The sequence below is a fragment of the Janthinobacterium sp. 61 genome (assembly GCF_002846335.1).
Taxonomy (GTDB): Bacteria; Pseudomonadota; Gammaproteobacteria; order Burkholderiales; family Burkholderiaceae_D; genus Janthinobacterium.
The window spans coordinates 4415331-4426552 of record NZ_PJMQ01000001.1; the positions used below are offsets into that span (position 1 = coordinate 4415331).

Genomic DNA, 11222 nt, shown 5'->3' on the forward strand with positions numbered 1-11222 from the left:
ATCCCATACCGCATGAGCACATTTGAAAAAGTCAGCAGCAACTTCATTCCAGTCTTGCAGGCAACCATCGAGCAATATGTCGAGCCGGCAACGGGCATGCGCCATATCCACATGCATACCGAGCAGGCTGAAATGGTGTTCCTGGTGGCCTTTCCCACTGTGCCGGAAGTGAGCGACGGGCGCGCCCACATCCTCGAACACCTGGCACTGTGCGGCTCGTCCCGCTACCCGGTGCGCGACCCCTTCTTCTCGATGCTGCGCCGCTCGACGGCCACCTTCATGAATGCGATGACCTACCCGGACCGCACCGTGTACCCGTTCGCCAGCACCGACCGCAAGGATTTCTTCAACCTGCTGGACGTCTACCTCGATGCCGCCTTCTTCCCGAACCTCGATTACCTGAATTTCCGCCAGGAAGGCTGGCGCCACGCATTCGAAGGCGACAAGCTTGTGTACCAGGGCATCGTCTTCAATGAAATGAAGGGCGCATTCAACAGCCCCATGCGCGCACTCGACAGCGGCATCGCCAGCGCCTTGCTCAAGGGCACGACGTATGAAGTGGAATCGGGCGGCGATCCGCTGAATATTCCCGAGCTGACGCATGCCATGCTGAAAGAATTCCACGCCAGCCACTACCATCCTTCGCAAGCCGTGATCATGACTGCCGGCAATATCGAAGCGTCGGCCGTGCAGGAACAAGTCGCCGAACGCGTGCTGTCCAAGCTCAGCGGTTTCTCCGAACGCCGCTTGCCGCAACTGGCACCCGCGTGGACCGCGCCGCAGGAAAACATCGTCAAGATTCCTTCGCAGGAAGCGCGCGACGACGAATTCGGCCTGCAATTTGCCTGGCTGATGGGCGAATCGAGCGACCCTATCGCCTACTACCACGCGCATCTGCTGTCGCACGGTTTGCTGGGTGAGTCGTCGGCGCCCGTCATGCGCGCCATGGAATCGGCCGGCTATGGCCGCCCATCGGACATGAATGGCCGCGACGCGGGCATCCGCCAGATGGTGTTCCACATTGGCATGGAAGGTTTGACCCAGGAACAGATCGCCGATGCGCACCAGCGCATCTGGACGGCCCTGGAAGAAACAGCGGAAGAGGGCATACCCGCCGCCGTGCTGCACGCGGCCTTGCGCGACATCAAATACAGCCAGCGCGAAATCAGCAGCGGCCGCATGCCTTACGGCCTGGGCCGCTTGCTGCACGCCTTGCCGCTGGCCATGTATGGCGGCGACGTGATGGACGCCTTCGACAATGCGGCCATCCTGGAAACCCTGGAACAGCAGATCGAAGACCCGGAATTCTTCAAGCAACTGGTGCGCGAGCTGATCGCCAATCCGACCCGTTTGACCACGCACGTGGTACCCGACAGCGCCTACTTCACGGACCGCGCCGCGCAGGAAGACGCCAAGCTGGCGGCCCTGCAAGCGCGCCTGACGGACGCCGAACGCGAACATATCGTGGCCGAGTCCGCCGCCCTGGAAGCGCATCAGCAACTGCCATCGAATTCCGAAGTCTTGCCGCGCATCCGCCCTGGCGACGTCAGCGCCTCGCCGCGCCCGGCCCTGCCGATTCCGCCCGCCGTCGATGGCGCCGTGGCGTTTTCCATCGCCTCGAACGGCATCAGCTATGCCAACGTGCTGTACGACGTGTCGAACTTGCCGGAAGCATCGTGGCCCTGGTTGCGTTTGTACACGGACCTGGCGCCGGAACTGGGCGTGGGCGACATGTCGTTCGACGACGCCAGCGCCTGGCGCCAGAGCATGGTGCCTTCGTTCCACATCGGCCTGGAAGCCATTCCCCGCCCACAGCAAGCGATGCGCGTGGAACTGTCGTTCTCGGCCAGCGGCTTGCGCGAGGAACATGCGGCGATTGCCGCCGTGCTGTCGGCCTGGATCGCCAAGCCCCGCTTCGATGAAGAAGAGCGCCTGGCCTTCCTGATCGAAAGCCTGGTGCAAGACAAATTGAGCAGCCTGGCCGAATCGGGCAACCGCTACGCCATGCTGGCCTCGTCAGCACCGCTGTCGCCCACGCGCCGCTTCGACGACATCGTCGGCGGCCCGGCGGCATTGCCGTTCTACCGCCGTTTGCAGCAACTGAGCAAGAGCTCGGCAGGCCTGCAGGAAATCGCCCGCGAACTCGACACCCTGCACGCGCACATCATCGCCCAGGCACCAACCGTGCTGTGCGCGGGCCTGGAGCAGGATGGCATCGCCCTGGCCCGTTTGCTGGAATTGCCAGCGGCCAGCGTCGACACCGCTGTCCCTGCGGACACGGAAATGCCAGCGCCAGCAGCATTACCGCTGGCCAACACGGCCCTGCATGCGACGAGCCAGATCAACCATTGCTTCGTTTCGTGGGCCGTGCCCGGCGTGCACAATCCGGACGCCTCGGCCCTGGCTGTCGCTGCCGAACTGATGACCAACCAGGTGCTGCATACGGCCCTGCGCGAAAAAGGCGGCGCGTATGGCGGCAGCGCCAGCTATGCGGCCGGCGCCGGCACGTTTACCCTGAGTTCCTACCGCGATCCGCGCCTGGCCGGCACGTTTGCCGACTTCGGCACGACCCTGGATCAAATCCTCGACGGCGATTTCTCGCAAGAGCAAGTGGAAGAGGCCATCATCTGCGTCATCAAGGGCCTGGACAAGCCGCACTCGCCGTACGCGGAAGCGCTCACAGCGTGGAACATGCAGCAGCGGGGCACGACAGAAGCCGTGCGCCAGCAATTCCGCAGCGGCGTGCTCAATTGCACCCTGGCGCAGATCAAGGACGTGACGCGCACCTGGCTGAAAAACGGCCAGCAGAGCCGCGCCGCGTTTGCGGGCAACACGACGCAAGACCTGGCCGGGCTGGAAGTGGTCGATTTATTGGCGCTGGCCAGCTAAGGCGTGGGCTTAACAAGTGTTTTGACTTGGCTGTTGCAACGCCTGACAAAACCGTAGCGAGCGGCAGTGATTTGTGGCCGAGAAGCGCAACCGTACTCTGTACGGGGGCGCCGAGCCGGTGAGCATCGCCGGCCGCAAAGCGCGACGCGCAGTAGGTTTGGTCAGGCGTTTCCAGGTACGGCGCTCGGCTCCATGAACATCAACTCCCATTGATGACCATCGGGATCCTGGAAACTGTGGCCATACATGAAGCCGAAATCGATCGGCTCCTTGTAGATGCTGCCGCCCGCCTGGACGGCCTTCGCCACCAGGTCATCGACTTCGCCGCGGCTCTCGGCCGACAAACACACGAGCACTTCCGTCGCCACCTTGGTATCGCACAGCTGCTTGGGCGTGAATTGCTTGAATTTGTCGTGCGTCAACAGCATCACGAAAATGTCGTCGGTGACGATCATGCACGTCGCCGTTTCATCCGTGAAATGGGCATTGAAACTGAAGCCCAGCGCCGTGAAAAAGGCCACGGAACGCTCGAGCGACTGGACGGGCAGATTGACAAAGATTTTGCGGGCCATCATGTCTCCTTGAGTTGAGATGAAAAATGCTGCCCGCCGATTCTACACCGGCTTTTCAGCCCCTCGCGCGCGCCACGGTCTTGGGCGCGTAGCCGAAATGGCGGCTGAACGCGGCGCTGAAATTGGCCGGGTGACGGTAGCCCGTTTGCCAGCCCGCCTGCGCCACCTGGCAACCATTTTCCAATAACAACTTTGCCCGCTGCATGCGCAGCGCCAGCAAGGTGCGCTGGGGACTGTCGTTGTAGCGGTAGCGCCATCCCTGCTTGAACTTGAACAAACTCAGCCCCACTTGCGCGCACAGGTAATCGAGCGTGAGTGCCTGCGCCATCTGCTCCTGCATCAGCGCATACGCGCGCTCCAGTTTGACAATGTCGGCCTCGGACCAGCGCGGCGCGGACGCGGGCGCTGGCCGCAGTATCCGCAGCTGTTCCGCCAGCAGGCTGAGCACGCCGATATGCACGGCCAGCGGGTCCGTCGCGCGCAGCAGCGACCGAGCGTGCAGGGCGGAGGCTGCCGTGGTGGCGGCATGCGCCAGCTGGCGCGCGCCGCCGTTGGGCAGCAGGGAAGTCAAGCCCGCCGGCCAGTAGCGCGCCAGCGCATCTTCGTCGACCAGCACGCGCAATTGCGCCGCCTTTTGATTCGCCTCAAAACGGCGCTCGCCGCTCGTATGGCGAAACGCCGTCACTGTCGTATGGCCGCCCCGGAAACGCAATTGTTCGCCATCGCGCGTGGTGTAGCCGGACGCGCCTTCCAGGCCGATGGTGATGACCATGCCGCCCGCATCGTCATGCTTCGATTGCTCGACAAGCGCGAGCCGCGGACGGTAATCGGAATGCACGAGCAGCAAGCCCTGGTCGACCTGCCTCTGGTCGGCGCGGCACTCGCCGATCCCGGGGTCCAGCTGGCGCCGCGTCCAGCCTGCCGCTTCCCTGTCCTGTTCCCTCATCGCTCCTCCCTGTCCTGGCGCACCGTCGCGCATACGAAATGCACCGTGTCGCATACAAATGCAAATGATAATTATTCTCATTGTTGCATAAAATAGCGTTCATGCACACCTCAATGCCCACCTCGCCGAAAGGAAGCACCATGACGTTCACATCGCAACACACTTTGCAGCCCTACTGGGACCTGGCCGTTGCGCCCGTCCAGGCAGATGGGCTGGCCGCCGCCCTGGAACTGGGCGTTTTCGAGGTACTGGCCACGCCGCACACGCCAGCACAGCTGGCCGCAGCCCTGTCTCTGCATGCGCCGCACACGGCCCTGCTGATGGAATTACTCTGGAGCATGCAGGTGCTGGAACGCGATGCGACCGATGACGAGACACAGCGCTACCGCTGCACAGCCGCCACCTTGCAGTACTTCTGCCGCAACTCTGTTTCTTATTGCGGCGACGCCTGGCTATACCGGCTGCATGCGCTGCGCCATTTCGCCACGCAGTTAGCTACCCTCGTGCGCGACGGCGGCAAAGCGGCGCCATACAACACGGCAAATGCGGTCAACTGGGCCGTTGCCGCGCAGCAGCAGATCGGCCAGGAACAACGCGCCGTCACCATGCGCGCGGCCCTGTCCGTGATGCAGCGCATTGCCCCATTTGCGGACGGCAACACGCCGCTGCGCCTGCTCGACCTGGGCGGCGGGCCGGGCTGGGTTGCCATGGCGCTGGCGCAAGCCCATGCGGGCTTGCACGGCTGCGTTTTCGACTGGCCGGAAACGGTGGCCGTGGCAGCCGCGAACATCGCCCACGCGCAACTATCTGACCGCCTGGAAACCTTGGGTGGCGACCTGGACAGCGACGAGATCGGCAGCGATTACGATCTGATCTGGTGCTCCTCCGTGCTGCATTTCGTGCCCGACATGGCAGCGGCCTTGCGCAAGATCCATGCGGCACTGAAACCCGGTGGCGTGTTCGTCTGCGTGCAGGCAGAAATCGCGTCAACGCCCTTTGATGCCGCGCGCGTGCTGCCGTATTACTTGCCGATGCGCATGCTGGGCCGGACGGTGACACGGCAGGGTGAACTGGCGCAACTGTTGCGCGACACGGGCTGGCGGCAAGTGGAACAATACAGCGCCAGCGATTTCCCCATGGCGCCCGTACAAGTGCTGATTGCGCGTAGCTAACGATTATCATTTAATAATTATCATTTTTATAGTGGATGGCAACACAAATGCGCTAAGCTATACCTGCAGCGTGGCCGCTGCCTGACGTGGCTCGCCAGCATTGATCGATGTCATCCGCAGCACTCCGCTGCCTCCACAGGGAATTCATCATGAGTCAAACAATTGCAGGGAAAGTCGTCGTCATCACCGGTGCCAGCAGCGGCCTGGGCGAAGCCACCGCGCGCCACCTGGCCGCACTGGGCGCCTTTGTCGTGCTCGGTGCGCGGCGCATGGATTTGCTCAATACCATCGCCGAGGAAATCACGGCCGCCGGCGGCCAGGCCGCCATTGCCGATACCGACGTCACGGTGCCTGCCGACGTCAAGAATCTGATCGATACGGCGCTGGCCGTATTCGGCAAGGTCGACGTGCTGATCAACAACGCGGGGCTGATGGCCATCGCACCGATGAGCGCCTTGAAGGTCGATGAGTGGAACAAGATGATCGATATCAACATCAAAGGCGTGTTGAATGGCATCGCCGCCGTCCTGCCATATTTCCAGGCGCAAAATAGCGGCCACTTCATCAACATCTCGTCGGTGGCAGGACAAAAAGTCTTCAGTCCGGGCGGCACCGTCTACAGCGGCACCAAGTTTGCCGTCAGCGCCATTTCGGAAGGCTTGCGCCATGAACTGGCCGCCAGCGGCGGCACCATCCGCACCACCACCATCCTGCCGGGCGCCATCGACACGGAATTGACGGGCGGCAGCAGCCACGCGGAAAGCGCGGCCGGCCTGAAAGAGTTTTACAAGCAAGCCATCCCCGCCGACGCCGTGGCACGCGCCGTGGCGTATGCGATCGGGCAGCCGGACAACGTGAGCATCAATGAAATCGTGCTGCGTCCCACGGTGCAGGAGTTTTAAGCCACATCTTGCTGCAGCGCCTCGATGATCAGGCTAGCGAGCCGCTCGACGGGCGGCCTGGACACGCTGGAGGCGCGCAGCAGTTCCAGCGACAACGGGGGCAGGGCGGGCAAGCCCGCCGCCACGTGATCCAGCGCGCACACGGAAGAAGGCAAGCCCAGGCTGGTGCGTACCGTTACGCCCAGCCCGGCTGCGGCCGCTGCCCACAACCCTGCCAGGCTGGGACTGGTAAACGCCGTGCGCCAGGCGATGCCGGCCCCATCGAGCGCCTGCGTGGCGCAGCGCTGGAACAGGCAATCGCGGTCGAACGTAATGAGCGGCAAGGGCTCGCCCGATTCGGGACGCCAGGCCAGGCTGGATGAGGCGATCCAGCGCATGGACGGTTCGGCAATATGCTGGCGCTGCTGCAGCGGATACTCGGCCACGTCGGCGCTGCAGGCGCCACCCCACAGCAGGGCCAGGTCCAGCTGGCCCATGGACAGTCCTTGCATCAAGGCCGTGTTGCGCGCCACGTGCGCCTCGATGCGCACTTTCGGATGCGCGCGGGCAAAGCGCCCCAGCACGTCGGGCAGCAAGACTTCGCCAAAATCCTCCTGCAAGCCGAGCCTGATCCAGCCTTCCAGTTCCGCGCCGCGCAGGGCGACGGCCGCCTCGTCATTGAGTTCCAGCAAGCGGCGCGCATAGCCAAGCAGCACTTCGCCGGCCGGCGTCAGCGCCAGCCCCCGTCCATCCTTGCGGAACAGGGGCATGCCCGCCTGTTCCTCAAGTTTTTTCAACTGCGCGCTGACGGCCGAGGTGGAGCGGCCCACTTTGTCCGCCGCGCGGGCAAAGCTGCCCAGGTCGATGCCAGCCACATAGCTGCGCAGGAAGGCGATGTCGAAATTCAGCAGGCTCATGGCATCAATGCAATCGTCCGGTTTTATGGGATTGTTTATCGTAAATTATCTGATATTCAGAATGATCGTAGCGCGCAACACTGTCAGGGTCAACCACTTTCCTGTCCCTGCCATGACCACCAGCTGCCCTGCCGTTTCCCTTCCTGTCACTCCGCCCGCGCTCGGCGATGCCCACCGCTGGAAAGTGCTGGCCGTGGGCGTGGCGGCCAACGCCAGCTTTTCTGCCGCCGCCAACGGCATGCCCACGACGGCCATCTGGCTACGCAGCGGCTATCACCTGAGCAATACAGAACTGGGCGTGGCGCTGGGCGCCATGGGCCTGGGGGTGGCCCTGACCGAATTGCCATGGGGCATGGCCACCGACCGCTGGGGCGACCGCCCCGTGCTGCTGACGGGCTTGCTTGGCACCATGCTGGCCTTGCTGGCCCTGCTGCTGTGGATTACGCCCGCCGGGGGCACGGTGCCGCCGTTATGGGCACTGGCGGCGGGGCTGGCATTGGTCGGCGTGCTGGGCGGCAGCGTGAACGGCGCCAGCGGCCGCGCCGTGATGCGCTGGTTCGGCACGGGCGAAAGGGGGTTCGCCATGAGCATCCGCCAGACGGCCGTGCCGCTGGGCGGCGGCCTCGGCGCCCTCATCCTGCCCAGCCTGGCATCGCGCTACGGCTTCATGCCCGTGTTTGGCGCCCTGGCCCTCGTATGCGGCCTGTCGGCGTTTTTTACGTGGCGCTGGATGCATGAGCCCGATTTCTCTGCCGAGGCCGCCACGGGCCCGCACAACGCGTCCATGGGCCAGATTGGGGTCAAGCCGCCACCGTCCTTGCAAGGTCCACTCAAAAACCGCAAAGTCTGGCGCTTGGTGGCGGCCATCGGCTTGCTGTGCGTGCCCCAGTTTGCCGTGCTCAGCTACGCCACCGTGTTCCTGCACGACCATGGCCACCTGGGCCTGGCTGCCATCACGGCCGTGATGGTGGCCCTGCAGGCGGGCGCCATGGTGATGCGCATCTGGAGCGGACGCCACACGGACCGCCACGCCAACCGGCCCGCCTACCTGCGCGGCTCGTCCCTGGTGGCGCTGGCCTCGTTCGTCTTGTTGGGATGCATCGCCTGGACGGATGCGCCGGGCTGGCTGTTGATGGCCGCCGTGGTGGCCGCCGGCATCGCCGTATCCGCCTGGCATGGCGTGGCCTACACGGAGCTGGCCACGGAAGCGGGCGGCGCCAATGCGGGTACGGCCTTGGGCATGGCGAATACGGCCGTCTACGTGGGCCTGTTCCTCACGCCGATGGCCATCCCGCACCTGCTGGCGGCCAGCAGCTGGCCCGTCGTTTGGTGGCTGGCAGGGCTGGTGGCGCTGTGCACGTGGCCCCTGTTTCCCAGGGCTCAGGGCAGCGGCGAAATCCGGTAGATGCACCGCATGGCGTTCGTCAGCAAATGCTGCTCGCGCACGATGCTCGCGCCCGACCCCACCACTTCCTGGAACAGCTGCAGTTCGGAGCGGCAAAAGCCCTGGCAGGTGCGCGCAGCGGCGCAGATGGGGCAGTGGTCTTCGATCAGCAGCCAGTCGTCGCCATCCGCTTCCACGCGCGCCATATAACCCTCTTCATCGCGCACGGCCGCCAACTGCTGCAAGCGCGTGGGCAAGTCCGGCGCCGAGCACGCCAGCGCGTAGGCGCCGCGGCTTTCCTCTTCGCGCTGGGAAATTAATTTATCCAGGCCCGCTTCGCCGAACAGCTGGCGCACCGAACCGATCAGCTTGATCGTCAGCTGCGCATGCGTATCGGGAAAGCGCGCATTGCCCGCTTCCGTCAAGACCCAGTTCTGGCGCGGCCGGCCCGCGCCCGCCTGCGCTTCCTGGCGCCCCTCGATGAGGCCCGCCGCCACCAGCTTTTGCACTTGCTGGCGCGCCGCCTCGCCCGTCATGTCCAGGGTCTTGGCCAAGGTCGCCGTGGAGACGGGTCCCTTGGTCTTGATGAAATACAGAATGCGCTCCGTCGTTTGCGGCGCTTCGCTATTATCCAAACGTTTACTTGTGTAATTCATTTCGCTCAACTATCATGGGGCAAGTTAACCAACTAATCGCTTGCATAATAGGCCGCTAGCTCCCCGCTGTCGAGGAGTTTCCACGTCCGCATGCAGGCAAGACACACTTTTGGACTGGAATCCCATGCAGCTACAGCACTCCATCTGGCTGTTTCACGCCATTCTCGCCACCGGCCTGGCCATCTGGCTGACCCTCGCCACCGTCAACAACCTGCACGCCTTCCACGGCGCCGTCTGGGCCATCGGCAACACCATGCGCATGGACCCGCTGCGCCAGGATCCGACCATCCAGACGCCGCTGCTACGCCGCGCGCTCACCTCACTGGCCTTGCACCGGCTATCGCTGGGCGTGGTACTGGCACTGCAACTGCTGGCAGCCATCACCGCCTGGACGGGCGTGGCGCTGTTCTTTGGCGCGTCACTGGCCGATGCGCTGCCCTGGCTAAACCTGGCCTTGTGCGCCATGGCCGCCTTTTTGCTGCTGATGCACCTGGGCGGCCTGTGGTTCGGCTACTGGATCGTCCAGGAAGGCTTGCAGACGACGCACCTGGTGCTGCTGCTGTGGACCATCGGCCTGTTTGTACTCTTTAATTTTCACTTCTAATGCACAGCGGACCTGACCAGCCTCCGCTGCGCCTCTTCTTCCCGTTGTCTTTATCCCTTTGATTGCTGTAAAGGACTTCATTATGAATACGAAACTCGTCGGCGCTTCCGCGCTGGCCATCACCCTGGCCGTCGCGGGCGCCGTGCTGTACCCGCGTGCTGATTCACAAGCCGCTGCGCATGCGGCCGATGCCGCCTATCCCGCCACCAAGGTGGCGCTGGTCCCCGTCGTGCTGGGCACGCAGGAGCGTTTCTTTGCGGGCGTGGGAGAACTGGAAGCGGCGCGCCAGGTGCAGGTGGCGGCCGAAACGGGCGGACGCGTCACGCAGATCCGCTTCGAATCGGGGCAGAGCGTAGCGGCCGGCGCCGTGCTGGTGCAGCTCAATGACGCCACAGAACAGGCGGCCCTGCTGCGCCAGCGCGCGCAGCTGAAAAACGCGGAAAGCAGCCATGCCCGCACGGTGCAGATGGTCAGGGAAAAGGCGGCCACGCAGGAGCAATTGGATAGCGCCCTGGCCGCGCGCGACGCGGCCCTGGGCGACGTGCGCCAGACGGAAGCGCTGATCGCGCAAAAGACCATCCGCGCGCCATTCGCCGGGCAGCTGGGCATCCGCAAGGTCCACGCGGGCCAGTACCTGAATGCGGCCGACACGGTGTCCAGTTTGATCGACACGAAGTCGCTGCTGGTGAACTTCGCCCTCGATGAGCAGAGCAGCGCGAAGCTGGCGCCGGGCCAGGCCGTGCAAGTGCTGGTGGACGCCTACCCCGGCGAAGTTTTTACAGCCAGGATCAACGCCATCGACCCGCTGATCGCCCGCTCACGCATGGTGCAGGTGCAGGCGACGCTGACAAATCCGCGTGGCGCCTTGAAGGCGGGCATGTACGCCAATGTGCGGGTGGCGCGCGAAGCTGGCCAGCAGCTGACGGTGCCGGAAACGGCGGTGACCTACAGCGCGTACGGCGACACGGTGTTTGTGGCGCAGCAGGAGGGCAAGCAGCCGCTCACCGTCAAGCGCGTGGACGTGAAACTGGGCGAGCGGGCTGGCGGCCGCGTGGCTATCGTTGAAGGCTTGCGGGAGGGCCAGCGCGTGGTCGCTTCAGGCCAGCTGAAACTGGCCGACGGCATGGCCGTGCAAGCGGTGGCCAATACACTGGACGAGGCCAAGCGCGCCGCGCCCAGGGCCGGTTCGTAAGGGAAGGCC

At 64.3% G+C, this 11222-nt stretch carries 10 protein-coding genes; 6 read left to right on the forward strand and 4 right to left on the reverse strand.

From position 1 onward, the window contains the following. The first annotated feature begins 12 nt into the window (after nt 1-12). Entirely contained in the window at nt 13-2889 is a 2877-nt protein-coding gene (locus CLU92_RS19985; RefSeq protein WP_101483316.1) for an insulinase family protein, read from the forward strand. Nucleotides 2890-3050: 161 nt separating this feature from the next. Here CLU92_RS19985 and CLU92_RS19990 read toward each other — a convergent pair whose 3' ends face one another. Together CLU92_RS19990 and CLU92_RS19995 are read right to left on the reverse strand one after the other, a co-directional pair. Beyond that, nucleotides 3051-3461 (reverse strand): VOC family protein, encoded by a 411-nt coding sequence (locus tag CLU92_RS19990; RefSeq protein ID WP_101483317.1) that lies wholly within the window; start codon nt 3459-3461, stop codon nt 3051-3053. Between the two features lie 55 nt (nt 3462-3516). Beyond that, nucleotides 3517-4407 carry an AraC family transcriptional regulator gene (locus CLU92_RS19995; RefSeq protein WP_101483318.1) on the reverse strand — a complete coding sequence of 297 codons (891 nt, stop codon included), beginning with the start codon at nt 4405-4407 and terminating at the stop codon, nt 3517-3519. Between the two features lie 140 nt (nt 4408-4547). Here CLU92_RS19995 and CLU92_RS20000 point away from each other — a divergent pair, with 140 nt between their 5' ends. Further along, on the forward strand, nt 4548-5579 hold the full coding sequence (locus CLU92_RS20000; protein ID WP_101483319.1) for a methyltransferase domain-containing protein: 1032 nt from the start codon (nt 4548-4550) through the stop codon (nt 5577-5579). Nucleotides 5580-5728: 149 nt separating this feature from the next. Beyond that, complete coding sequence (locus tag CLU92_RS20005; RefSeq protein WP_101483320.1) at nt 5729-6481, forward strand: SDR family oxidoreductase; 753 nt, start codon at nt 5729-5731, stop codon at nt 6479-6481. Here CLU92_RS20005 and CLU92_RS20010 read toward each other — a convergent pair. Then, nucleotides 6478-7377, reverse strand: a complete 900-nt coding sequence (locus CLU92_RS20010) for a LysR substrate-binding domain-containing protein (RefSeq protein ID WP_101483321.1) — start codon at nt 7375-7377, stop codon at nt 6478-6480. The genes CLU92_RS20005 and CLU92_RS20010 overlap by 4 nt on opposite strands. A gap of 112 nt (nt 7378-7489) precedes the next feature. On the opposite strand from CLU92_RS20010, the gene CLU92_RS20015 reads away from it, so the two are divergent. After that, nucleotides 7490-8782 (forward strand): MFS transporter, encoded by a 1293-nt coding sequence (locus tag CLU92_RS20015; protein ID WP_101484792.1) that lies wholly within the window; start codon nt 7490-7492, stop codon nt 8780-8782. On the opposite strand, the gene CLU92_RS20020 is transcribed toward CLU92_RS20015, so the two are convergent. Continuing rightward, nucleotides 8758-9417 (reverse strand): metalloregulator ArsR/SmtB family transcription factor, encoded by a 660-nt coding sequence (locus CLU92_RS20020; RefSeq protein WP_101484793.1) that lies wholly within the window; start codon nt 9415-9417, stop codon nt 8758-8760. The genes CLU92_RS20015 and CLU92_RS20020 overlap by 25 nt on opposite strands. 124 nt (nt 9418-9541) lie before the next feature. On the opposite strand from CLU92_RS20020, the gene CLU92_RS20025 reads away from it, so the two are divergent. Next, nucleotides 9542-10021, forward strand: coding sequence for a DUF2165 family protein (locus CLU92_RS20025; RefSeq protein WP_101483322.1), 480 nt, complete (start codon nt 9542-9544; stop codon nt 10019-10021). A gap of 82 nt (nt 10022-10103) precedes the next feature. After that, the gene (locus CLU92_RS20030) at nt 10104-11213 is read left to right on the forward strand and encodes an efflux RND transporter periplasmic adaptor subunit (protein ID WP_101483323.1); all 1110 of its coding nucleotides are present in this window, start codon (nt 10104-10106) and stop codon (nt 11211-11213) included. Nucleotides 11214-11222: the final 9 nt, after the last annotated feature.

Excerpts from the sequence above, each read along its gene's own strand:
- CLU92_RS19990 (WP_101483317.1), bottom strand. The coding sequence starts at position 3,461 with ATGGCCCGCAAAATCTTTGTCAATCTGCCCGTCCAGTCGCTCGAGCGT.
- CLU92_RS20030 (WP_101483323.1), top strand. The coding sequence starts at position 10,104 with ATGAATACGAAACTCGTCGGCGCTTCCGCGCTGGCCATCACCCTGGCC.
- CLU92_RS20020 (WP_101484793.1), bottom strand. The coding sequence starts at position 9,417 with ATGAATTACACAAGTAAACGTTTGGATAATAGCGAAGCGCCGCAAACG.
- CLU92_RS20025 (WP_101483322.1), top strand. The coding sequence starts at position 9,542 with ATGCAGCTACAGCACTCCATCTGGCTGTTTCACGCCATTCTCGCCACC.
- CLU92_RS20015 (WP_101484792.1), top strand. The coding sequence starts at position 7,490 with ATGACCACCAGCTGCCCTGCCGTTTCCCTTCCTGTCACTCCGCCCGCG.
- CLU92_RS20010 (WP_101483321.1), bottom strand. The coding sequence starts at position 7,377 with ATGAGCCTGCTGAATTTCGACATCGCCTTCCTGCGCAGCTATGTGGCT.
- CLU92_RS20000 (WP_101483319.1), top strand. The coding sequence starts at position 4,548 with ATGACGTTCACATCGCAACACACTTTGCAGCCCTACTGGGACCTGGCC.
- CLU92_RS19995 (WP_101483318.1), bottom strand. The coding sequence starts at position 4,407 with ATGAGGGAACAGGACAGGGAAGCGGCAGGCTGGACGCGGCGCCAGCTG.
- CLU92_RS19985 (WP_101483316.1), top strand. The coding sequence starts at position 13 with ATGAGCACATTTGAAAAAGTCAGCAGCAACTTCATTCCAGTCTTGCAG.
- CLU92_RS20005 (WP_101483320.1), top strand. The coding sequence starts at position 5,729 with ATGAGTCAAACAATTGCAGGGAAAGTCGTCGTCATCACCGGTGCCAGC.